Here is a 23,716-nt window from a genome sequence, read left to right as displayed (position 1 = left end):
ACTTTTTGTCGAATTAATAGGTTATAATTAACTGATATTAAGTAAGGAGGATGTTTTTAATGAAGAAAAAATTACCCAAAGAGGCTTATGGAGGCGTATCTGGTAAAGAGTATGTGCCTTATATAACTGATAAGTCCCAAAAAGGCGGAAACGCAGCTATATTAATTATAGGTATCATTTTAGCTACTATCTTTGCTGCATCTACAGCGTACTCTGGTATGAAGTCAGGGCTTACTGTTGCAGCTGGTATTCCCGGAGCCATAATAGGTTCTATGTTTGTAGGATTGTTCGCACGTGAAAAAGGTATACTTGGAAAAAATATTTTACAAGGTATGTCAAGTGGTGGAGAATCAATTGCAAGTGGTATGATTTTCGTATTACCTGCAGTTATATTAATTGGAAGTCAAATTTCCTTCATTGAAGGCGTAATTGTTGGAGTTGGAGGAGTTTTATTTGGCATAGGTTGTTCATCACTAGTTTACAATTATTTAATAATTGAAGAACATGGAAAGCTTATGTACCCAGAATCAATGGCTATCTCTGAAACACTTGTGGCTTCAGATGGTGGTGGAGATGCTATTAAGTATATGGGAATAGGATTTGGTATAAGTGGTATCATAAATGTATTAACAGGATCATTCTTAAATCTAGTAAATAATACTATGACTTTTCTTGGAAGTAGATTTTACAAATGGAAGTTCTCTACAGAGGTAAACCCTCTTCTTCTAGGAATAGGATTTATAGTAGGGCTTGAAGTTTCACTTACAATGTTTGCAGGTTCTATACTTTCAAATTTTGCAGTAGCCCCTTTGATAGGTTACTTTACTGATATGGCGTCAAGTGGAGCTTCAGTATGGAATGACCCTTCTATAGCAATCAATCAAATGGATGTTAACTCAATATCTGGTAGTTATGTAAAATATATAGGTGCTGGTATGATGCTTTGTGGTGGTATAATAGGCGCTATAAAATTAATACCTACTATAGTATTTTCTATAAAAGAAACACTTAAAGCAAAATCAGGTACTACTGGCAACTCTAATGGATTTTCAAGTGAAATGTTAATCTTACTTGGTGGTATTGTTGTTGGCTTTGTAGCAGCGTTTTTAATATCTGGAAGTATCACAATGGCAATAGTTGGTGGAATTGTTTCACTTATATTATCTTTACTGTTTGTTATAGTGTCAGGACGTTTAACAGGTACAATAGGAACATCAAACCTACCTGTGTCAGGTATGACAATAGCATCTTTAGTTATATTAACATTGGTATTTGTTATAATGGGATGGAAAAGTCAAGCCGACAATAAATCACTACTTTTATTCGCTTCATTTATGGTTGTTGCTATAGCTGTATCTGGTGGTTATACTCAATCTCAAAAAGCGACTTATATTATAGGTGGTAGCAAGCGTGAAATGCAAAACTTCTTCGCTATATCTGGTATAGTTGGTGTAATAGTAGTTACAGGTACTATATTATTACTTTCTAGCCAACTTAGTATAACAGGTAGTGAAGCACCTTTCGCATTACCTCAGGCAAACTTAATGTCTACATTAACTTCTGGTATAATGTCAGGCGACTTGCCTTGGGTTATGATTATTACTGGTATATTTATTGCTATAGTTCTATACTTCTTAGATCTACCAATAATGACTGTAGCTATAGGTTTCTACTTACCAATTTCAACAACTTCTATAATACTAGTTGGAGCTCTAATACGTTTATTTGTTGAAAAAATGAGCAAAAGTGAAGCTGAAAAAGAAACAAGAGTTGCAAATGGTATAAGTTTATCTTCTGGTCTTGTTGCTGGAGGTTCTATAATAGGATTAGTAGGTATAATACTACAAGTAACAGGAATTATAACTCCAGGTACTCCAGCTGGATTTGTTGGTAGTAACATGATGGCTATAGTTTTATTAGTAGTTTTAGTTATAGCTACAACGTTACCTATTATTTCATCTAAGGTTAGTAGCAATGAAGAATAATGAAGATGTTTTAAATATAGTATTTAGAGTTTCAGATAATATAGATTATGAGTTAAATGAAGATGGTACTGTAACCATACTTGAAAAACAAGATCATAAAATACAGAAGTTTTTTAGAAAATTAAAATTTAAAATTCCTAAGTATAAAAAAGTCACATTAGATGAATATAGTAGCACTGTATTCACTCAGATTAATGGCAAAAGAACAGTCAAAGAAATTGGTGAGATTTTAGAAATTAAGTATGGAGAGAAAATTCAACCTCTTTATGAAAGACTATTAGTTTTTTTAAATCACATAAATGTAAACTGTCATTATATTGAAATGATAAATATGTAATATAAAAGCCAGTCACTAAAATTATTAGTGGCTGGCTTTTCTTAATAAATTGTAAATATATATAACTTATATATTATAATTTATATATTATAATTTATATATTATACTTCTCTAGTGTATTCTTTTAACCATTCTCTCTCTTCATCAGTTAAATGAGGAGATACTTTGTCAAATACTAACTTATGATAGAAGTTTAAGTAATCTTTTTCTTCTTTAGTTAATAAGTCTACATTTATTCCGTCTAAGTCTATTGGAGCTAATGTTACAACTTCAAAGTCCATGAATTGTCCGAATTCATTCTTTTCAGCTTTTCTAACTACTATCTCATTTTCTACTCTTATACCATGAGAACCTTCTATGTATATACCTGGTTCGTTAGTTGTAACCATTCCTTCTTCTAAAGTAGCGCTGTCAAATCTTTCTGGAACTACTCTCCATCTAAATCCATTTGGAGCTTCGTGAACATTTAATAAGAATCCTATACCATGTCCTGTACCACATTTGTAGTCTATTCCTAATTTCCACATAACACCTCTACAGATTATATCTAAGTTATAACCTTTGCATCCATGTAAGAATTTAGCCATAGATAAGTTTATCATACCTCTTACTACAGATGTAAAGTGTAATTTTAATTTATCACTTATTGGTCCTAAAACTAATGTTCTAGTTATATCTGTAGTTCCATCAAAGTATTGTCCACCTGAATCTATTAAGAATAAGTGCTCTGGTTCTAATTTATAAGCAGATTCTGGAGTTGCACTGTAGTGCATCATAGCTGCATGTTCTTTGTATCCAGCTATTGTACCAAAACTTGGCTCTATAAATCCTTCTTGCTCTCTTCTAAATCCTTCTAATTTTTCACTTGCAGTTATTTCAGTTATTTCCATTTTACCTATGTTAGTCTTTAACCAGTACATGAACTTAGTGAAAGCTACACCATCTTTTATATGAGAATTTCTTATGCTTTCTAACTCAACTTCATTTTTTCTAGCTTTAAAGAACATTACAGGATTAAATTCATTTACTTTTTCTAATTCTGTAGGTAAGTTATTGTATATAGCATAGTTTACTTTAGCAGCATCTAATAACATTCTTTCTTTTGGGCATATATTCTTAACGAATTCATATACATCATTGTATGGTCTTACTTGAACGTTTTCTTTAGCAAATTCAGCTAAAAGTTCTTCATTTAATTTTTCTTCATCTAAGAATAAATAAACTTCTTTTAAAGTTACTACTGCATAAGAAAGAACAACTGGGTTGAATCTTATGTCTCCACCTCTCATATTGAATAACCAAGCTATATCATCAAGAGTAGTTATTACATGATTAGTAGTATTTAATTCTTCCATTCTTTGTCTTAATCTAGCTAATTTAGAGCTGAAGCTTTCACCGCAATATTTAACATCTAATAAAAACGCTTTCTCAGATGCTAAAGCAGGTCTATCTTCCCATACACTGTCTATTAAATCATATTGGTACTCTATCTTAACGTTTTTTGATGATAATTTTTCAGCTAAAGCCATTCCCTCTTTTGCTGATATAACTTTACCATCAAATCCTAAAGTTCCGCCTTGTGGTAAATTTTCACATAAGTATTCATCAGTAGTAGGAACGCCTTCTTCCCCCATTTTAAATAATTTTATTGTACTTCCTTCTAATTCTTTTTCTGCTTGTATAAAGTATCTTCCATCTGTCCATAAACCAGCTTCATCTTTAGTTACTATAACAGTACCTGCTGATCCTGTAAAACCTGATATAAATTCTCTTGATTTAAAGTGGTCCCCTACATATTCACTTTGATGGTTGTCAGAAGATGGTATAATATAGGCATCTATATTTTTTTCTTCCATAAGTTTTCTTAATTCACTTAATCTGTTTTTTATTGTGCTCACGACAAAACCCCCTTAATTGTTTTAGAGACGGATGTTCACTTTTGTTAAATTTTTTATTCAAAATGAACAATATATCGTCTCTTTTATTATAATGAAATTTCCACTAACATGAAAGGGGAAATTCCCCTTATTTTCAATTTACCTAAACATTTTTGCTATACTTGTCGAATCATTAATATATTAATTCAATAGTTGATATATTAATGATTCTTTTTAGTCTAATCTAGATGTTTATTGCAAATTATTACCTTCTATTTCTTCTTAATAATAGCATCTTTTATTTAAATACTCAATACAGCTTATTAATTCATTGATGTCTTTGTATTGGATTGATTTTTTGCAGTTATAAAATGCATTTCATATTTATATAAATTGTACATAAATTTATTTTTATATATAGCCTGTTTTTTATTCTAAATCTCAGGTTAAATATAGTAATTGACAAGATTTTTCTAGTTTTTGTATTATACTTATATTTTATTTCTTCAACAAGGTTTAGGTTTTCTATTGTATATATTTCATTAATTTAAAATAAATATTAATAATATGAAATATCATTTTAAAACCAGTTCCATTATTTTATTTATTAATTTTAACGTTATACTCCTCTACTAAATTGTCTACTATGTTTCCCTGCTTTTCATATGACAATCTGTATATTAGATCATCCTTGATATCATTAAAATTTTCATATCTCTCCCCGGTCTTTTTAATTATATGGTATCCATAATCGCTTTCTATAAGACTTTTTGACACATCTCCGATTTTAAGCTTAAAAGCCTCATTTTCAAACACTTCAACCATTTGACCCTTTGAAAAATATCCGACATCTCCACCCTTTGATGAACTATTATCCTCAGAGTATTTTTTAGCTAAACTTGAAAAGTCTTCACCGTTCTTAACTTTTTTCAATACTTCATTAGCCTTAAGTTTCTTATCAGATTTTTCTTTTTTGCTCAATGCATTACCTGTATCATCAACTGTTTTAAGCAATATATGGGATGCTCTTACCTGAGCGAACTGTTCTTTATTTCTATCATAGTAATTTTTAGCTTCATCCTCTTTAACTTCAGATGCCTTCGCTAAATATTTAGTAGCAATTGCTTCTTTTTTTACTTCTGATCTTATAAGTTTTTTGGTAAAATTAAACTCTTCTAAAAATTCCTCCTCACTCATTGAGAATTTTTCTTTTATACTATCCATAAGGCTATCGTATTCTTTAGTTACCTCATCTTCTGTGACCTTTATATTTTCCTCCTTACCTTTTAAATAAAGCATCTCTGTTGTTGTCATATAATCTATCATACTAGCCTCATAAGCCTGTACTTCTTCAGTTGTCATCTTCCTTTTGCCATTTAAATAAAATACCGGTTCCATTCTATTTTTTAATTGTTCTCCAGTTATCTTGCTATCTCCAACAGTTGCGACTACTTTTTTATTGCTATAGCTTTTGTGTGTAGCTGGTAAACGCCTACCAACTTCTTTTCCTCCTACAAATCCAATCCCTACACACAAAACCCCTGCTGTCATAATAGCTATATATTTTTTTATTAAGCTTTTACTGTGTTTGTCATGTTTTTTTGTGCTAAGCATACAATTATTTTGATTTTTTTCGTTAATTTCATCTGTGTTTACTTTATCTTTTGTCTCTTTATCCATAAACTATCTCCTCGAACATATTTATTTTGAATAAATTTATTGTACACCATTGTATGTTTAAATGTGTGAATATACATTGAAAGTATTGTGAAATTAATATGAAGTAAACTAAAATTTTATGAATAATATTTTTCAATTTATCATATTACTAAGTTAAACTGCGCGATAAAAAGGCCTTTCGTTAAATTATTAATATATGTATTATTTACTGCTTCTATATATTTTTATATAAAACTTTGATATAATATTAAATATTGTATACAATATTTAAATCGTGTACAGTATTTAATATTATATCATCAAGGTGGTGGAATAATGAACATCAATTTAAATGAAGCTAATAGGTGTCTAATGTGCAAAAATGCTAGATGTCAAAAGAACTGTCCAATAGATACACCTATACCAGAAATAATAAAGTTGTATAAAGAAGGAAATCTATCAGAAGCTGGTAGAATTCTTTTTGAAAATAATCCTCTATCTGCTATTTGTGCTGTTGTATGTCCTCACGAGGATCAATGTAAAGGTAATTGCATAAAAGGGATAAAAGGGGAACCAATAGAGTTTCATAGTATCGAGCATGAAATATCTACAAAGTATCTTCAAAATTTAAGATTAGAAAAACCAAAGAGTAATAATGTTAAAGTTGCTGTTGTTGGATCAGGCCCTGCAGGAATAACTATTGCCCTTAGATTGGCAAGCATAGGTTATGATGTAACTATTTTCGAGAAGAACGAAAAAATAGGTGGTATATTAACATATGGTATTCCTGAATTTAGACTACCAAGAACTAACATCCAACTTTTAGAAAAATGTCTTTTATCACTTGGTGTAAAAATCAAGATAAACTCTCTTATCGGCCCAGTAGTTACTTTAGATAAGTTATTTGAGGATGGATTTAAGGGAATATTTATAGGAACTGGAGTATGGAATCCTAGAAAATTAAACATACCAGGTGAGACATTTGGACATGTTCACTATGCAATAAACTATCTAAGAAGTCCTAAGAGCTACAACCTAGGATATAGAGTTTTGGTAATAGGAGCAGGAAATGTCGCTATGGATGCTGCTAGAAGCGCCAAGTTTAACGGTTCTAAAGAAGTTTTCGTAGCTTATAGACGTGACTTTGAAGATATGACTGCTACTAAAGCTGAAATTAATGACGCCAAAAATGAAGGCATTATATTTAAAACATTTAAAACTCCAAAAGAAATAGTTGATAATGGTATCATCTTAGTAGACACTGAGAAAGTTTACAATGAAGATGGAACAGTTTCAATAGCAAATATAGAAGGAAGCGAAAAATTCTATGAGTTTGACTCCATATTAATAGCAATAAGTCAGGTCCCTAGAAATACTATAGTATTGAGTAATGAAGGACTTGATGTAAAGAGAAATGGACTACTTGTTACAAATGAAATAGGTGAAACAACTAGACAAGGAGTTTTTGCTTGTGGAGATGTAACACATGGTGCCAAGACTGTTATACAAGCAGTAGTTTCTGCCAAAGAAATCTCTATTTCTATGGACAACTATCTAAAACAATTTATTGAGTAAATTATTAATCAATACACTTAATAACCAGTCTTATTTAATAACTAAAAAATCTAGGTTGACCTAATATCAACCTAGATTTTTTTAATTTAGTACTTTTTTATATTATGTAAAAGTATAGGCATTATAACGATTGTTCCTACTAATGCATCAATCATATCAATAACAGTATCCCTAAGCCCACCTGCCTGCGTTCTAGTTCCTATAAATAGGTCCATATTAAACTCTAATATTTCCCATAAGCTCGCTACTCCCATACTGAACATAAAAATAAATAAAAATATAAAAACCTTATTCATATTTTTAATTTGATTTTTATTATTTAAAGAAACTATTATAGAAAATGCCACCGTACAAGATATAAATCCCGACCATACATGTAAAAAATCATCGTAATGATTAATATCATAAAAATTATAGCAAGTTCCTAGTAAAGATGAGAATAGTACAAATAATAGAATTACTATATATAAATTATCACTAAGTAATTTCTTGTATCTTTTATTTACTATTCTAAGTAAGAAAGTTGTTACTATACAAAAAAGAACTACTACTATATTTATTATTTCTTTTCTTCCTATAAACAAAGCCATAGATGCAGCATATACAATATACAAAATCAATGTCAATACCTTTAAAAACCTATTTTCTTTCATATACTACCCCCTCTTTATACTACTTTAAATAAATGCTACAATTTATTTTACCCAATATTGTAAATATAAATTTTTAAAATAAAGTATTAATTTACCAATACTTACTAATATGCGGATTTACTGAATTTATTCTATATATCCTAAAATAAAACCGAGTGAGAACAAATAGTCTCACTCGGTCGCATTTTAATTTAATAAAGCTTGCTCAATTTATCTTCCAACTTGCCTTGTATAAAGACAATCGCTAAATTTATTATCCAATAAACTAATATTACACACGTAAAAGCTTCTAAATACTTATAACTTGCAGCAGCTTCTGATTGTGCAACAGCCATAATTTCAGTAACTCCAATAGTAAATGCTAAGGAAGTCCCCTTTATTATATCAGCAAATGTATTTGTAAATGGAGGGATAGCTACCCTTATAGCCTGAGGTAAAACTATTCTCCTCATCATCTGTGTATATGTCATACCAAAAGCTATACTAGCCTCCACTTGACCTTTATCTACAGATGATATAGCTCCCCTTAAACTCTCTGCAAAATATGCTGAGGAATTTAGCCCAATTACTATAACCGACGCCTGATAAGCCTCCAGTTTTGTAAGACTAGGTATTAACTGTATAAGCCCAAAATATATAAAGAAAAGTTGCGCTGCTAGAGGTGTCCCTCTAAAAAATGATATATATATCTTGCAAAATGTCTTGAGTATTGGAATCTTCAAATCCACAATTAATACTATAACCAAGGAAACTAAAATCCCTACTATAAATGCTAAAAAAGACATCTTAAAAGTTACAGTCAAATACTTTAAAACCAATGGGAATATCTTTATTACAAAACTAGTATCGAATACATGCATCACTAGTCACCATTAATTTTCTTTTGTTGTGTCTAAGCCAAACCATTTATTTGACAGCTCTGTAAATGTACCGTCCTCATGCATTTCTTTTATAGCTTTGTTTACATCTTTTATAATAGCTTCACTTTTTTCTTCTTTTCTAAATGGATATTGATTTATTTCATACACACCTGTATCTATATATGATTTTTGTTTTATATTAGCAACATTTAGATTGGTCTAGAAATTATTTTTTTAATTTTAAAAGTGCTTCTGCAAAAGGATTGTTAAAACTCTCCTGATTTTTATTTTGATCTTTTAAATATTTATTTATATCTTTTTTTGAGGCTTTCTTTTTTTCCTCTTGTTTTCTTTTATTAAATGATGATAACTTTTCTCTATACCCACAGCTACAAGTAAATATTCTACCCTCACCCTCACCGCGAAGTTCTAATTTTTTATGGCAATTAGGGCATCTAGAATTTGTCACTTGAGCTATTGTCTTTCTAGTATTGCACTCTCTGTCCTCACAAACTAGCATTTTACCACGTTTACCATTTACCTCTAACATAAATTTGCCACACTCTGGACATTTATTTTTAGTTAAGTTATCATGTTTAAATTTACTATCACTATTTTTAATTTCTTTAACTATTGCTTTTGAATAATTTTTCATTTCATCTATAAATATATTTTTATTTAGCTTTCCTTTTGATATGTCTAGAAGCTTTTTCTCCCAAGAAGATGTAAGTTCTGGAGTCTTTAAATCAACAGGAACTAAATCCAACAATTGTCTTCCCTTAGAAGTTATATGTATGTCTTTCCCTTTTTTCTCTACTAGGAATAAATTAAATAGTTTTTCTATTATATCTGCCCTTGTAGCAACAGTTCCTAGACCACTTTTCTCCATACCTGTAAGAAGTGTACCTTCATTTAAATATGGAGGAGGATTGGTTTTTCCACTAGTAATATTTACTTTTTCAACCTTTAGTACATCATTTTTATTAATATTAGGAATACTTTCATAAGTTTCTTCATCATCTAAGTCTTTGTAGCTTTCTTTCCATCCCAAGCTTACTACCTTATTTCCCTTTGCTATAAATGTTTCTCCTTCTATTTCAGCTTTTATTGAAGTTTGGACATACTCAAAAGGAGGTAATAACACACTTAAAAATCTCTTTACTACAAGGTCATATATCTTTCTTTCCTTATCGCTTAAATCGCTTAAAAATACCTTCTGCTCTGTGGGTATAATAGCGTGGTGGTCACTTACCTTTGAATTATCTACAAAAGATTTATTTCCTGTGATTTTTGTTTTTAGTAACTTCGTACATACCCTTGAATAATCACTTACATTAACTGCCTTTATTCTATCCTTTAGAGTATCTACTATATCACTTGTAAGGTATCTAGAGTCTGTTCTTGGATAAGTAAGGACTTTGTGATATTCATATAATTTTTGCATTATAGATAGGGTCTCTTTAGCTGAGTACCCAAATATTTTATTTGCATCCCTTTGAAGTTCTGTTAAATCGTAAAGAGCAGGTGAGTATTTTTTCTTGTCTGTTTTAATTACATCTATTATTTTTATATCCTTATCCTTTATTTTAGCTGCTACTTGATTTATTTTTTCTTTACTAAAACTAGATGAACTATTATTTTTATCTACCCAAGATAACTTTATATTACTACTCCCTTTTACTGCAAGTATGTTTATTGAGTAGTAATCCTTTGCCTTAAAGTTTCTTATTTCTTCTTCTCTTTTTAATATCATTGCAAGGGTTGGCGTTTGAACCCTACCACATGAAAGCTGGGCATTGTGCTTTGTTGTTAGTGCTCTTGTTGCATTTATTCCTACCACCCAGTCAGCTTCTGCTCTTGCTATTGCTGAGTAATACAGATTTTCATATTCTTTTCCGTCTTTTAATTTATCAAAGCCCTCTTTTATAGCTTTATCTGTACTAGATGATATCCAAAGACGCTTTAGTGGCTTTTTAGTATGGGACTTGTCTATTATCCACCTTGCAACAAGTTCTCCTTCACGCCCTGCATCTGTTGCTATAACTATCTCTTCTATATCATCTCTGTTTATTTGAGCCTTTACTGTATTAAACTGTTTTGAGGTCTTTTTTATTACAACTGTTTTTAAATGTTTTGGTAATATTGGCAAATCATCTATATTCCAAGATTTATAGTTTTGACCATAAGCTTCAGGATCTGCTAAAGTAACTAAATGACCAAGAGCCCAAGTTACCACATACTTTGGTCCTTCTATGTATCCATTTTTTTCATTTTTGCATCCTAAAACTTTAGCTATATCCCTTCCTACAGATGGTTTCTCTGCTAGTACTAATATTTTCTTCATAAAATTTCCTATCTTTCTTATATTTATTTTGTATCTATTTATTATTTATATTTATTTATTATCGATGTTTAACTTTAGATATTTATATATTTAAGCATTAAAATATAGTTCCAAGAATTTTTTCTCAGATAATCCTTAGAATTTTTATAACTAATATTCATAAAATCCAAAGTCTGCATGTATGGAAAAACTATCTCTACTCATCAAACCTCCGTAAGATATAATCATACTTGCAATTTGATCTGCAAAGTTAGATTCGATTATTATATTGTATCCATCCACTTCAAATAATCTATCTCCTTCTCTTTTTTCATCTAGTATCAAATCAAATTTGGCATCCTCGTGCATTGTTATACATCTTGTTATTATTCTTATATATTTTTTATCGCTATTTTCTAATAACTTATCTATCTCTACTTTTGCAGTATTATTTATTACTATATCCATGATTAAATTTTCCCTTCATTAAATTAATTATTTAAAGTTTATATAACTATAATATCTTATTATACCAAATAACCTACTTGTTACCCAAATAAGTATAAAAAAATTCTATGCACTATAAAAGGGCCTCTCTTTTAGAGAAGCCCTTTTATAGTAATTACATAACTGGTTCAACATATCCGCTTGGGTGGAAGTAATATATGTTTGAAGTATTTTTATCTACAAGGAATCCCATATCGCCTTCCTCATTTGGTAAAAATACATATCCACTAACATTTTTTTCTTTTAAGACTTCGAATGTATTTTCATCACCTTGGTATATGTACTCTACATTAGGATTTCTATCTACTAATATTTGTTTTGCTTGTTCCTTAGTTAATTGAGTTTTAACTTCTTCTTTTTGTACTTCTACATATTTTTCTTGCTCACTATCTTTATTAGTGCTGTCTACTACTTTATTAGCATTAGTATCTAATTTAGTATTAGTGTCTACTGTGTTATTTATGTCTTTATCTAAATCTGATTGTCCTTTATTGTTATTTAATACTACTTGTTCTTTATCTTCACATTTAACTTCTGTGTATTCTTCTTTTGTAGTCTCTATTTCTTTAACGTCAGCTACATTTACTTTATTGTTTGTAACAAAGTCTTCTGCAAATATTGTAGCATTCATTGGGCTTACTAATAATAATGATCCACATAATATTGATAATGCTCTTACTGATTTTTTCATATCAATTCACTTCCTCTTAACCTATAATTTATTATAAAATTTATTATTTCTATAATTAAATAATATCATACAGGCTATCCATATAACAGTTACACCTCTGTTACTTTGGATTACAAAGTCGTAATCTTTTTATGAATTATTTAAACGTTTTTTGCCAGTCATTCATAAAGTTTTCTATACCTTTATCTGTTAAAGGATGTTTAAACATTTGTTTTATAACTTTAAATGGTACTGTCGCTATATCTGCACCTATTTTAGCAGCTTCTGATACATGTATTGGATTTCTTACACTTGCAACTATTATTTCTGTTTCTATAGCATTAACACTAAATATTGTTACAATTTCTTCTATTAATCCTAATCCATCTTGCCCTATATCGTCTAATCTTCCTAAAAAAGGACTTACATAAGTAGCACCCGCTCTAGCCGCAAGTAATGCTTGAACTGCAGAGAATATTAATGTTACGTTTGTTTTTATACCTTTTTCAGATAGCACTTTTACAGCTTTTAATCCTTCTTCTGTCATAGGTACCTTTATAACTATATTTTTATGTATTTTAGCTAATTCCTCAGCCTCTTTAATCATTTCATTATGCTCTAAACTTATAACCTCTGCACTTATTGGCCCATCTACTATTTCACTTATTTCTTTTACTACTTGTTTGAAATCTCTTCCTTCTTTAGCTATTAACGAAGGGTTTGTCGTCACCCCACAAATAACACCTAATTCATTTGCTTCCTTTATGTCTTCTATATTTGCTGTATCTATAAAAAATCTCATTTTTCTACCTCCTAATTTTTTAATATAATATATAAAAATAAAATTTAATACACAACATAAAATGTTTAATCAAAATTATTATTCCCATAATGATTTTGATTAAACTCAAAATATATATCAGGTCTATTTAAATACAACTTTTCCGTCTTGTATAGACTCTACTATAGCTAATGACTCTACCCTGATACCTTCGTCCTCTAAAACCTTTCTTCCCTCTTGGAATCCCTTTTCTATTACTATACCTACACCAACTAAATTTGCACCTGACTGGTTTATTATATTATTTAAACCTAATACTGCTCTTCCATTTGCTAAAAAATCATCTACTACAAGTATATTTTCACCTTTATTTAGATATTTTTTGGAAACTCTAACTGTATATTCTTTGCCTTTTGTAAATGAATACACCTTTGTTTCATATACCTCCTTATCTAAATTCTTAGATTCTACTTTTTTTGCAAAAACAACTGGTACATTTTCGAAATATTGAGATGCAATGGACGCTATTCCAATTCCTGAGGCCTCTATGGTAAGAATTTTATCTACTTTATCTTCTTTAAATCTTTCTTTAAACTCTTTTCCTATTTCATTTAAAAATCTTATATCAATTTGATGATTTAAAAAACTATCTACTTTTAATATATCACTTCCTGATACACTTCCTTCTTTTAATATCTTCTCTTGTAATGATTTCATCTATTTCCTCCTAAACTATATACTGCGACAAGCTCTAATTTGTATGTTTAGTGTTAAGTACAATATTATTATACTATAATATTTAATTTATAATAACATATATTATAAATTAAATATTAAGTCGAGTTTGTCAAAATTTATATGTATATTTTTATTATATTTCTTAATTATCATTTTTATATATCACATTATTATTTTCCAAAATCATTAATTTATAATCTTTAGGTGATTTAAACTGTGTAATAATGTACCTATTTAAGTCGTCATAATTTTTAAATCTAGAAATCTGATACGGAAAACACGGATTCTTTTTCTCAATAAAATATATCATGTCTCCATCCTTTATTGACAAACCAGTATGAGCTATAGTAGCCTTAATATCACTTGCGTTTGGTTCAATAAGTACCACTTGAATTAACTTAGATTTTTTCCCATCTTTAAATTTTAAATTTCCTTTGTTCCAATAGTCTTTTAAGGCGCTTAAAGTTTCATCATAGACATCAATGTCTTTTGAGTTACCTATCTTTAATTTAATAGGAGTAAATAAATATATGTATGTCCTAGCATCTTTATTTGTTATTTTCTCATTAGAAATAGATTTTAATTTATTTATTTCTTGTTCTATATCAGAATCACGTTCCTCTATAACGCACTCACCAGAAACCATATCCTTTATCAGTATAAATGAACTTTGTCTACAGTTTAAATCAAAAGAATCCTTTTCTTCATACCATTTATCTAAAATACTATTAAAATTTATCCTATTGTACTTATTTAAGTAGATTGTTTTCCATCCATTAGATGTGTCTTTTATGAAGGCTTTGTTTTCTGTATTGTATCTTTTTACATATTTCATCCAAAGGTCAACATTTCTTTCAGGGATATCGTTGTTTAATAACAATGTATTAGAGTTATTAACTACTTTATCATTATTCAAATAATTAAAATCGAATAATACTTGGCGTTCTGGCGATGTTAATATTTTATTTAAAATGTATATCAAAAAAAATATAACAACCCCAAACAAAAAAATATACTTTTTTGTCATTTTCATTGTAATAAGCCCTCTTTTCTAATAAATATTTTTACACGTTTCTTGAAATTATCACTACATTTTTCTATCGTATAAATCTATACTCTTATTTTCCAATATAGTTATTTTGTATTTTTAATGTATATTTCTTATATTCATATATAATATATATTGTATTATTTTTCAAATACTGTTTGACTCTGAATAAATTTTTTCAGAGTTTCGGGCTAGATTTGTCGATGCAATATATTTATTAGCATAGTTTAATCCCTACCATTAATTCTATGTATAATATTATATATTGTATGAAAATCAGCCCTTTTTTATTTTTTTAATTATAATATATTTTAAGACTAAAAAAAGAATATCCCTTAAAATGTCATCAGACATTTTGGGATATTCTCTTTTTAAATTTTTACTGTGACTATTAGAATTATAAACATATATTTTTTCGTACTCTTGTTTGATCGTGATAAGCTTTTAATATATTACTTAGCAGTATATCCGGCTTTTATTAAAGTTTCTACTGCTAAATCTCCTTTATCCTCATTTACTAAAACAATAGGTCCTGTACATCCCATTCCACTTTCAGCATATATGCCGTTTTTCCATAGTTCTTTAACAGCATCCTCTAGATCCATTATATCAACTCCAGAGATTTGTCTTGTAACTATTTGCTTTTCTGGCATAGCTACCTCTTCAGTCTGTACCTTTACCTCTTTTTTAGTGACAGAAGCTATTATATCATCAAATTTAGCTTTCTTTGCATCCACAAATTCTTTTTTTGCTATATCGCTTACATTTCCTTTTACGACATCGTATGCATATCTTAAAGCATTTGCTACAACTGGAGATCCTGATGCTCTTGATAATATAAGTACTTTTCTATCATAATTTTCTCCAACACCTGGTCCATAACCAAATCCGTTGGCCTCGTAGTCTCCTCCTGTTGTATAAGAAGAGAATACCTTCATAAATATATTTCCACTTAAAGTATCAGTTACCATAACATCTGGTGCACCAACTAATAGGTCATTTCCTCTCATTACGCTTCCACCATCTGCTCTTACTGATTCTGCAAATTCTAGATCATATCCGTTATCTTTTAGTTCTTTTAAACATTTTTCAACTTGTCTTGCACCATCTACATTAAGAATTCCTACCTTTGGAGACTTTATTCCTATAGATTTTGCAGTAGCTATACCATATATAGCATTTCTTACCATAGCCTCTATTCTATTTGTAGCACTAGTTCCAGTTGTTGTAGCTAATATCATTTCTTTTCCCTTACCAGGAGTTACCACTCTACCTACTGTTGATACCCCTATTGGGAAGTTGTAATGCATAGTAACGCATGCATCAATATATCCAGAGTCTAATAGTTCCTCCATCTTGCAGTGCATTTCCTTTTCTTCATTAACTTCAACAACTTCAAGGTCAGTTTCAACCTTTGGTCCTATTAATACTATATCAAATAAAGAAGAATTTGCTAAATGTGCTCCATTTACAAGGTTTTCTACTCCGTGTTCACTTCCAAGAGTAGTCAGTCCTATTCTTACCTTTTTGCCAAATTCTCCACTCTCTATTGCATTAGCTACTTCTAAGAATACATCTGCAATAACTTTTTTTGACATATCCTCACCCCTATTCTTCCATCATATCTAGTGCTATCTTTTTCATAGACTCAGCTATGATTTTCTTTATTTCTTCTCTTGACACTCCATTATTTTCTTCTTGTACACCGTTATTTCTTTCAGATATAAATGATACCCCATCAAATAGGTTAGTCATTCTTCCTAAGAATAAACTACCCTTTCCAACTATCATGGCTCTATTTCTGTCACCAGTAGTTAAATCATCTATCAAGAATCCTACATAAGGTACTCCTGATGGTATATGCCCTTGAGTTGGAGCCCATCCTGGTAATCCTTTTTCTGATACAAAACTCTTTAAGTCTTTCTTTTCCATGTCCCCACGCTTAACTGCAAGAGCACCTATCATCTTGTAGTTAGCCTCTGGTACGTCTCCAGCTCCTGCTGGCTTTGTTACATCTGGGTTTTGCATTTCAACTGAATATACATCAACATCAGTTATTTTTAAATCTGCTCTATCAAGACCTGTAGTTATAAGAGAAGTCATAACTGCTTGAGGTGAAGAACCAGTTCCTACAGTATGCTTTCCTACTAAATCAGTTCTTATTATTGGATTTATACCGTCATTTTCAGATACAAGTACGGCAAATCCTCCAACCACATCTTCTAAAACTGGAAGTTCTTTTTTGATATGATCCTTTGCGTTCATTCCAAGCTTTGCACTTGCCCCTCCAGCAACAACCATAACATTTTTGAATACTCCAGACTTAACTAATGCAGAAGCTTGAATAAGTGCATGAGTTGGAGCTGCACAGAAACCTCTTACGTCAGATCCTGTTGCATTTGTAAGGCCAGCTATTTCAGCGATTGATTTTGCAAAGTTTCCTCCACCTCTTTGGTTTATATCTCCACAAGCCTCTTCTGAACACTCTATTACATAATCTATTTCATTAGGGTCTATATTACCTTTTCTAACTAAGTGCATAGCAGATAAAACTCCAGATGCTTTAACTACTAGGTTTTCAAACATTGTGTGGGCGCTTAAGTTTACATCCACATCATGTGCTCTTTTTACATATCCTACAAATTCTCCATTATGGTAAAGACCTTCTGCTATATGATTGGCAACAAGTTCTTTTCCTTCTTCTATATTATCTCCTTTTAATTTAGATATAAAATTTTCTAATTCAGGGTAGTTATTTTCTATTTTAGGTTTTACTGTGTTTACAAATTCTTCACTTAACTTTACTAAGTCAAAAGCATCACTTATTTGCATTAATGCTATGAACTCATCTTGAGGCATTATTTCCCCAAACTTACCATCTCTAGTACCTTTTGTTTCTTGTTTACACCAAGGCATAGCTAAATCTCTTAGCTCCTCTGGTCTATTGTTTCCTATGTAAACTTGGTTTGGCATATAGTTTACTACATCTTCATAACTTCTTATATGATTTTTTATTTCCTTTAAAAATTCTGAATCTGGATTTGTTTGTCTTTCTACTGCACATGTACTTCCATTTTGAACAATCATATCTGGTGTGTGAGCAAGTATATAGCTTGCCCCTTTTAATACTGGATATGTCATTGTCGCACCCCCAATAGTTTTTTATATTCATTAAACGAGGCTATTTTAAGTTCATCCTTCAAAACAGCCCCCCTTTTGTTTATTTTATTTACTTTTTTAGTTGGACTTATACCTATACATATAAGTATAAGTCCAACTATTTGTATTATTTTTATTTGTATTATTTTTATTTGTATTATTTTTATATTTTTTATTTGTATTATCCTTCAAATACTGTTTGACCTTCAACTTCTGTAGTTAAAGCTTCTAAAGCTTTTTCTACAATTCCTCTTCTTACTTGCTTTTCTTCAGCAGCATCTAATGATGGGTTTCCAAGAGGATAAGGTATTGCTATTGCTGGAACTATTCTATTTGCTCCAACTGTTAAAGATATAGGAACTACTGTACATATATGAACTACTGGTAATCCTGCTCTTTCTATTTCTTTTACCATCGTTGCACCGCAACGCGTACAAGTACCTCACGTAGAAGTAAGAATTACAGCGTCTACACCATCAGCTATAAGCTTTTGAGCAAATTCTGAAGCATATGCTTTTGAGTTTGCAACAGATGTACCATTACCAACTGTAGTATAGAATAACTCGTGTAGCTTTCCTATTACACCTTCTTTTTCTAAGTCTCTAAGTACGTCAACTGGAAGTACTCTATCAGAATCAAGATTAGCGTATACTGGGTCGTATCCACCATGAGCAGTTTCATGAGTTTCCTCAGTTAAATCATTAAAACCTTCTATTGAATACTCTCCATACTTAGAAGCAGAAGATGATTCTATTCTGTCTGGGTTTCCTTTTGGTACTATACCACCAGATGTAACTAATGCTATTTTAGCAGTAGATAGATCCTTTATAGCCTTATTTGGTTCAACTCTATCAAAGCTAGGCATTGGGTATTCAGTAACAAATTCTTCACCTTTTATTTTCTTTAAAAGCATATCTACAGCTCTTTTGGCTCCTCTTTCTTCATGGAAGAAGTTTACTCTTATTCCTCTTTCCATGTATCCTTCTTCTTTAGGTGAGCCTATTTCTTCTTTGTTAACTAATTTCTTTGCTAATTTACCCATCTTAGGAAGCGCTTTTCTCATTCCTGCAGCTGAGTCAGATGTCTCTATTACATAAACATCTTTTTTGTACATATCCGCTCCTGGATTTTCTATATACATCCCAGTCAGACAAGGTATGCCTAAACTTTCCTGTACAGCCTTAGTTATCTCACCAGCGGCAACCCCATATCTTCCAGCATTAAAAGCAGGGCCTGCTATGAAAAGTTCTGGCTTTAATCCTTTTATCATTTCCAAAACTTCTGCTCTTGCAGTTTCTAAATTTTCGTTGAAATAAGTATCTCCACACACTACTGTTCCAACAACTTCTATTTCTTCACCTAAAACTTTACCTAATTGTAAACTTATTGGTGGTAAAGCTTCTGCAATATGAGGTACAGTATCAGCTTTTTCCTCTCCTCCGATTCCTGCGAAGAATTGGTTAACATAATGAACCGCTCTTACTTTTCCCATATATATCACCCCTCTACTTTAGATTCTAAGCAAACTTACAAAATTCTCCTCTTATACTTTCCATTTCTTCTACTATTTCATCAACTTCTAGTACCATTTCCATCATACTTATTTGATCTTCGTAAACACTTTCGTCAAATGATTCTTTCATTTCGTTTTCTACAACATGATATACTCTAAGTCCTAACTCAACTCCAGCTAGTGGTCCAGCGAATGTTGGATCTCCTGCTGTTACTGTTTCAGCTGCAAGACCTGCAGCTTCGGCTTCTGCTGCACCTAGTAAAACCACAAGATTTTCTGCTCCATGTTTATCAGCAGCTTCTTTAACTCTCTTTTGGTTTTCTAAGTCCATAGCCCCAGCAGCAGTTCAGACAAAACATTCTGTTGAAGAAAATATTACCTCTGCTCCATCTACTGTTCTTACACACTCTTCTATTGCTGGTCCAGGTATACCGTCACGGTCACCTATTATGATTACTTTTTTATTCTCAAGTACGCTCATAACAATCTCCTTTCAATTTTTCATATATTTTTAATTTATAGTGTATAGTTTATTTTAAAATCAAATCTTAGTTTTAGTATCGTATCATATCTTAGTTCTAGTATCAATTTTAGTTTTAGTATCAATCTTAGTTTTAGTATCAATCTTAGTTTTATTTTTTAGTATCATATCTTAGTCTTAGTATCCTTTAGCTGTTAAATATCCAAATCCTGCCTCGTTAGTTGCCCCAGTTATAACTTGTATCTCAGCTTCAATGCTTCCATCTTCTCTTAAACTTCCAGCAAATCCACCAGCTATAACATCAGCTACTTCAACGTGACCTATAACTCTATCTAACTTAGGTAATAATACAACCTGGTTAGCATTTCCTCCAGTAACAACTGCATTAGCACTTACATCTGCGTCTGCAAGTGATTGAGAAGCTCCATCACGGCCTGCATACTCATCAGTTACTATAACAGTTTTTATTCCTTCTTTTTCTATCTTCTTACAGTTCATTATTAAGTCTGTATCTGGGTTGCCAAATCCTTCTTGAGATACTATAACAGCATCTAATCCTAAGAATTTACATAATTTAGCAGTCCAGTTAGAAGATCTTTCTTTATCTGTTAGGTATACGTTTTCATTAGTGATTATAACACCCATGAAGTTTATTTCTTTTCCATGTTTCTCATATAACTCTTCTATTATTCCATTATTTAAATGTGCGTAAGAAGGGTTCTTATCACATGCAGAAACACAGTTTCCACTTACAACAGCACCATCCATTACCTCAGTTGGGTATAGTATAGTTGGAACTATTTGTTTAGCATCTACTCCATATACATATGTATCATGAAGTAATCCTTGAGTTTGAAGCATATACACATACCCTACTTTTGGAAGTTCTGGGTTTTCATTTATAGCTTCTAATACAGGCTTAGTTTCATATACTTTTACTTCATCAGGAGTGATGTTTCTAGCTGCCTCTCCTAAGTAAGCTGCTGATTTAAATCCTATCATTCTAACAGCTTTTTCATGATCATGCTGCTTTAATCCATCTACTGGTTCAGCTACCACTACAACATTGTGTAGTGTAGAGAATGGGCTATACTTAGCTCCTGGGCCAGTCATATCTATTATACCTTCTTGGAATCCTACTATTTTACCAGTAGTCACAACTCCTACACCTTTTAATGCATGAGTTCTACCTTCTCCAACAGTATCAACCTTAGATATTATACCTGGGAATATTCCCCCTCTACCTTCAACCTTAACTCTTGGCTCTATAACGTCTTTTACAGGCATTATTCTTACACTATCTCCAGGATGAACTAACTCTAAATCTATAGACTTTATGTGTTCATCTCCGCCTATCTCACTTAACATCTCTTCTTTATTAATATATAGTACTCCGTCTTTAACTTCTGTAACATCTCCAAATTGGACATCCTTTATAAAGATTTTTCCTAATTCAAGACGCATACTTTCACCCCCCAATAAATTTTTATATATATAGATTTGGCTCTGCCAAATTTATAACAACTTAACTTGAATTTGTTGCACTAATTTTGCTGATATTAGATGTATTTCTTTATCATTTCTTCTATATTAGATACAGTTGCATCATCCTTAGTAAGTTCATCTATTTTAGTTCCATCCTTGTATACAGCTATTGTTGGAAGTCCTAATACCTTTTCCTTTATAGCTAATCTTCTTGCTTTAGTAGTATCTAGCTTACAGAACTTAAGGCTTTCACCATATTCATTAGACATTCTCTCTATATCTGGTAATAATGCCTTACAAGGTTCACACCCTTCACTCCAGAAGTCTACTAAAACTAGCCCTTCTTGATTTTTCACTTCTTCTTCAAAAGTATTTTTGTCTAAAGCGATCATTTTATATCCCCCTTTATTTTATAGTTGTAGATTATATAACCTATTAACCTACGATTTAATTATTTATTGTTCTTCTTTAAAGAATTCTGTTATATATTTCTCAGCTATCACAGCAGCTATAGCTCCATCATTAGTAGCTGTAACCACTTGTCTTAGTGACTTAACTCTACAGTCACCAGCTGCAAATACCCCATCTATATTAGTTTTCATGTCTGCATCAGTTATTATATATCCAGCAGAATCCATATCTATCTTTCCTTTGAATAATTCTGTTTGTGGTACTAAACCAACAAATACAAATGCTCCTAAAATTCCATCATCTTCATCTGCAACGTACTCACTTATTTCTCCAGTTTTTTTGTTTTTAAATACTATAGACTCTAGTACTCCATCGCCTTTTAGCTCTTCTATAACTGTATCAAGTAAGAATTCTATCTTAGGGTTTTGTCTTGCTTTTTCCTCTACTGATTTAGCACAGCGGAATGCATCTCTTCTGTGAACTATTGTAACCTTTCTAGCAAACTTAGTTAAGAACATTGCCTCTTCAACAGCACTGTCTCCTCCACCTATTACAAATACTTCTAAATCTGTAAAGAAGTCACCATCACAAGTAGCACAGTAAGATACACCTTTTCCTGTAAATTCTTTTTCACCAGGTACATCTAACTTTCTTGGATTAGCTCCTGTTGCAACTATAACTGTCTTGCCTCTATACTCGCCTTTTTCTCCTTTTACTACTTTTATATTTGAATCTAAATCTGTACTTACTACGTTATCTCTTACCATTTCAGCACCAAACTCTTTGCACTGTTCTACCATTCTAGCTACTAACTTTGGTCCTGAAGCATCTTGTATAGATCCTGGGTAGTTAGCAACCTCATGAGTGATTACTATTTGCCCACCAGTCTTGCCTTTTTCTATTATCAATGTTTTTAATTTGGCTCTAGCACCATAAAGCGCTGCAGATAGTCCAGCTGGTCCTGACCCAATTATAATTAGATCGTATAAATTTTCCATTTAACTTTATCCCCCTTGCGTAAAATACATTTTTTTGATTCTATCAATAAACTTCTTACAAATTTATTTGTAAAAATTTATTTCCTTAGTAACTTAAAAGTAAATCAAGCCTCGTTAATTAAAAATCTAACAATAAAATATCTTTTTCGTCAATATGTACCTTCAGTTTTAAATATTTGGTAAGTGATTTAAGTTTAATATTGTATTCTTTGTATTGTATTATTAAATATATCATAGTCAATCACTTGAAAATCTTCTAATACTCTTTTTGTCCAATTTGGTGTCATTTTGTCATTTTGAAATTTAGTCGATGTGTTTATTGCTTCTTCTATTAAAATTATTGAATTATTGTCTGCTGCAGCACTATCTTTTAATATTATAGTTCTATAAGGTGTTTCATTTGGTTTAACACTAGAATAAAGCGGATGAGATAATAACTCATATCCTTTATGGATAAGATCTCTACATTCTTTTAGAATGTCACTATAAGTTCCCTCTATGAATAATATTTCCTTGCCACAGGAATCGTTTTCCTTAACCATAGGATTATTAGTCACTATTAACATATTGCATCTCCTCCTTCATAAGCGAATTTTTACTGTCTGTTTTCGTTGGTTTTTTAACATAGTATAAAATAAAAACAGAGAAAACAAATC

At 30.9% G+C, this 23,716-nt stretch carries 22 protein-coding genes; 3 read left to right on the top strand and 19 right to left on the bottom strand.

Going from position 1 to position 23,716, the window contains the following annotated elements; genetic code table 11:
* Positions 1-59 precede the first annotated feature (59 nt).
* Together BUB34_RS05275 and BUB34_RS05270 are read left to right on the top strand one after the other, a co-directional pair.
* Positions 60-1,985, top strand: a complete 1,926-nt coding sequence (locus tag BUB34_RS05275; RefSeq protein WP_073125003.1) for an OPT family oligopeptide transporter — start codon at positions 60-62, stop codon at positions 1,983-1,985.
* Positions 1,975-2,322, top strand: a complete 348-nt coding sequence (locus BUB34_RS05270; RefSeq protein WP_073125001.1) for a PqqD family peptide modification chaperone — start codon at positions 1,975-1,977, stop codon at positions 2,320-2,322. Before BUB34_RS05275 ends, BUB34_RS05270 begins: the two co-directional genes overlap by 11 nt.
* 101 nt (positions 2,323-2,423) lie before the next feature.
* Here the strand turns inward: BUB34_RS05270 and BUB34_RS05265 are convergent, their stop codons facing one another.
* Both BUB34_RS05265 and BUB34_RS05260 read right to left on the bottom strand, forming a co-directional pair.
* On the bottom strand, positions 2,424-4,220 hold the full coding sequence (locus tag BUB34_RS05265; protein WP_073124999.1) for an aminopeptidase P family protein: 1,797 nt from the start codon (positions 4,218-4,220) through the stop codon (positions 2,424-2,426).
* 579 nt (positions 4,221-4,799) lie between these two features.
* Positions 4,800-5,879, bottom strand: coding sequence for a peptidylprolyl isomerase (locus tag BUB34_RS05260; RefSeq protein WP_073124997.1), 1,080 nt, complete (start codon positions 5,877-5,879; stop codon positions 4,800-4,802).
* A gap of 315 nt (positions 5,880-6,194) precedes the next feature.
* Here BUB34_RS05260 and BUB34_RS05255 point away from each other — a divergent pair, with 315 nt between their 5' ends.
* Positions 6,195-7,433: an NAD(P)-dependent oxidoreductase gene (locus BUB34_RS05255; protein WP_073124995.1), complete on the top strand. Its 1,239-nt coding sequence runs from the start codon at positions 6,195-6,197 to the stop codon at positions 7,431-7,433.
* 86 nt (positions 7,434-7,519) lie between these two features.
* On the opposite strand, the gene BUB34_RS05250 is transcribed toward BUB34_RS05255, so the two are convergent.
* From BUB34_RS05250 to BUB34_RS05160, 17 genes are all read right to left on the bottom strand, one after another.
* Complete coding sequence (locus BUB34_RS05250) at positions 7,520-8,086, bottom strand: hypothetical protein (RefSeq protein ID WP_073124993.1); 567 nt, start codon at positions 8,084-8,086, stop codon at positions 7,520-7,522.
* Between the two features lie 191 nt (positions 8,087-8,277).
* Entirely contained in the window at positions 8,278-8,946 is a 669-nt protein-coding gene (locus BUB34_RS05245; protein WP_073124991.1) for an amino acid ABC transporter permease, read from the bottom strand.
* A gap of 12 nt (positions 8,947-8,958) precedes the next feature.
* On the bottom strand, positions 8,959-9,114 hold the full coding sequence (locus tag BUB34_RS05240; RefSeq protein ID WP_242948829.1) for a transporter substrate-binding domain-containing protein: 156 nt from the start codon (positions 9,112-9,114) through the stop codon (positions 8,959-8,961).
* A 58-nt stretch (positions 9,115-9,172) separates the two neighbouring features.
* On the bottom strand, positions 9,173-11,290 hold the full coding sequence (locus BUB34_RS05235; RefSeq protein WP_073124989.1) for a DNA topoisomerase III: 2,118 nt from the start codon (positions 11,288-11,290) through the stop codon (positions 9,173-9,175).
* A 150-nt stretch (positions 11,291-11,440) separates the two neighbouring features.
* Positions 11,441-11,737 (bottom strand): hypothetical protein, encoded by a 297-nt coding sequence (locus BUB34_RS05230; protein WP_073124987.1) that lies wholly within the window; start codon positions 11,735-11,737, stop codon positions 11,441-11,443.
* Between the two features lie 154 nt (positions 11,738-11,891).
* Entirely contained in the window at positions 11,892-12,467 is a 576-nt protein-coding gene (locus BUB34_RS13515; protein ID WP_242948828.1) for a hypothetical protein, read from the bottom strand.
* A gap of 136 nt (positions 12,468-12,603) precedes the next feature.
* Positions 12,604-13,248 carry a fructose-6-phosphate aldolase gene (gene fsa / locus BUB34_RS05220; RefSeq protein WP_073124985.1) on the bottom strand — a complete coding sequence of 215 codons (645 nt, stop codon included), beginning with the start codon at positions 13,246-13,248 and terminating at the stop codon, positions 12,604-12,606.
* A 123-nt stretch (positions 13,249-13,371) separates the two neighbouring features.
* The gene (locus tag BUB34_RS05215; RefSeq protein ID WP_073124983.1) at positions 13,372-13,944 is read right to left on the bottom strand and encodes a xanthine phosphoribosyltransferase; all 573 of its coding nucleotides are present in this window, start codon (positions 13,942-13,944) and stop codon (positions 13,372-13,374) included.
* Positions 13,945-14,107: 163 nt separating this feature from the next.
* A complete protein-coding gene (locus BUB34_RS05210) occupies positions 14,108-14,998 on the bottom strand; it encodes a DUF4300 family protein (RefSeq protein ID WP_073124981.1) in 891 nt (296 codons plus the stop codon).
* A 467-nt stretch (positions 14,999-15,465) separates the two neighbouring features.
* Complete coding sequence (gene grdD, locus BUB34_RS05205; RefSeq protein ID WP_073124979.1) at positions 15,466-16,611, bottom strand: glycine/sarcosine/betaine reductase complex component C subunit alpha; 1,146 nt, start codon at positions 16,609-16,611, stop codon at positions 15,466-15,468.
* Between the two features lie 10 nt (positions 16,612-16,621).
* Complete coding sequence (grdC, locus tag BUB34_RS05200; RefSeq protein WP_073124977.1) at positions 16,622-18,154, bottom strand: glycine/sarcosine/betaine reductase complex component C subunit beta; 1,533 nt, start codon at positions 18,152-18,154, stop codon at positions 16,622-16,624.
* A gap of 199 nt (positions 18,155-18,353) precedes the next feature.
* Complete coding sequence (gene grdB / locus BUB34_RS05190) at positions 18,354-19,664, bottom strand: glycine reductase complex selenoprotein B (protein ID WP_084120209.1); 1,311 nt, start codon at positions 19,662-19,664, stop codon at positions 18,354-18,356.
* 25 nt (positions 19,665-19,689) lie between these two features.
* Complete coding sequence (grdA, locus tag BUB34_RS05185; protein WP_084120207.1) at positions 19,690-20,166, bottom strand: glycine/sarcosine/betaine reductase complex selenoprotein A; 477 nt, start codon at positions 20,164-20,166, stop codon at positions 19,690-19,692.
* Between the two features lie 177 nt (positions 20,167-20,343).
* Complete coding sequence (locus tag BUB34_RS05175) at positions 20,344-21,630, bottom strand: glycine/sarcosine/betaine reductase component B subunit (protein WP_073124967.1); 1,287 nt, start codon at positions 21,628-21,630, stop codon at positions 20,344-20,346.
* Positions 21,631-21,725: 95 nt separating this feature from the next.
* Complete coding sequence (trxA, locus tag BUB34_RS05170; RefSeq protein ID WP_073124964.1) at positions 21,726-22,043, bottom strand: thioredoxin TrxA; 318 nt, start codon at positions 22,041-22,043, stop codon at positions 21,726-21,728.
* A gap of 63 nt (positions 22,044-22,106) precedes the next feature.
* Positions 22,107-23,060, bottom strand: a complete 954-nt coding sequence (gene trxB / locus BUB34_RS05165) for a thioredoxin-disulfide reductase (protein ID WP_073124963.1) — start codon at positions 23,058-23,060, stop codon at positions 22,107-22,109.
* Positions 23,061-23,254: 194 nt separating this feature from the next.
* The gene (locus tag BUB34_RS05160) at positions 23,255-23,626 is read right to left on the bottom strand and encodes a GrdX family protein (protein WP_073124962.1); all 372 of its coding nucleotides are present in this window, start codon (positions 23,624-23,626) and stop codon (positions 23,255-23,257) included.
* Positions 23,627-23,716 lie beyond the last annotated feature (90 nt).

Source organism: Asaccharospora irregularis DSM 2635, assembly GCF_900129815.1.
In the GTDB taxonomy this organism is placed as follows: domain Bacteria; phylum Bacillota; class Clostridia; order Peptostreptococcales; family Peptostreptococcaceae; genus Asaccharospora; species Asaccharospora irregularis.
Note: the sequence above shows the minus strand (reverse complement) of the source record. Positions and strands in the feature narration are given on the sequence as shown.

Coding starts and splice junctions, on each gene's coding strand:
- BUB34_RS05175 (WP_073124967.1), bottom strand. CDS start 21,630: ATGCGTCTTGAATTAGGAAAAATCTTTATAAAGGATGTCCAATTTGGA.
- BUB34_RS05235 (WP_073124989.1), bottom strand. CDS start 11,290: ATGAAGAAAATATTAGTACTAGCAGAGAAACCATCTGTAGGAAGGGAT.
- grdC (WP_073124977.1), bottom strand. CDS start 18,154: ATGACATATCCAGTATTAAAAGGGGCAAGCTATATACTTGCTCACACA.
- BUB34_RS05160 (WP_073124962.1), bottom strand. CDS start 23,626: ATGTTAATAGTGACTAATAATCCTATGGTTAAGGAAAACGATTCCTGT.
- BUB34_RS05210 (WP_073124981.1), bottom strand. CDS start 14,998: ATGAAAATGACAAAAAAGTATATTTTTTTGTTTGGGGTTGTTATATTT.
- BUB34_RS13515 (WP_242948828.1), bottom strand. CDS start 12,467: ATGAAAAAATCAGTAAGAGCATTATCAATATTATGTGGATCATTATTA.
- trxB (WP_073124963.1), bottom strand. CDS start 23,060: ATGGAAAATTTATACGATCTAATTATAATTGGGTCAGGACCAGCTGGA.
- BUB34_RS05255 (WP_073124995.1), top strand. CDS start 6,195: ATGAACATCAATTTAAATGAAGCTAATAGGTGTCTAATGTGCAAAAAT.
- grdD (WP_073124979.1), bottom strand. CDS start 16,611: ATGTCAAAAAAAGTTATTGCAGATGTATTCTTAGAAGTAGCTAATGCA.
- BUB34_RS05245 (WP_073124991.1), bottom strand. CDS start 8,946: ATGCATGTATTCGATACTAGTTTTGTAATAAAGATATTCCCATTGGTT.
- BUB34_RS05230 (WP_073124987.1), bottom strand. CDS start 11,737: ATGGATATAGTAATAAATAATACTGCAAAAGTAGAGATAGATAAGTTA.
- BUB34_RS05215 (WP_073124983.1), bottom strand. CDS start 13,944: ATGAAATCATTACAAGAGAAGATATTAAAAGAAGGAAGTGTATCAGGA.
- trxA (WP_073124964.1), bottom strand. CDS start 22,043: ATGATCGCTTTAGACAAAAATACTTTTGAAGAAGAAGTGAAAAATCAA.
- BUB34_RS05250 (WP_073124993.1), bottom strand. CDS start 8,086: ATGAAAGAAAATAGGTTTTTAAAGGTATTGACATTGATTTTGTATATT.
- BUB34_RS05260 (WP_073124997.1), bottom strand. CDS start 5,879: ATGGATAAAGAGACAAAAGATAAAGTAAACACAGATGAAATTAACGAA.
- BUB34_RS05275 (WP_073125003.1), top strand. CDS start 60: ATGAAGAAAAAATTACCCAAAGAGGCTTATGGAGGCGTATCTGGTAAA.
- fsa (WP_073124985.1), bottom strand. CDS start 13,248: ATGAGATTTTTTATAGATACAGCAAATATAGAAGACATAAAGGAAGCA.
- BUB34_RS05270 (WP_073125001.1), top strand. CDS start 1,975: ATGAAGAATAATGAAGATGTTTTAAATATAGTATTTAGAGTTTCAGAT.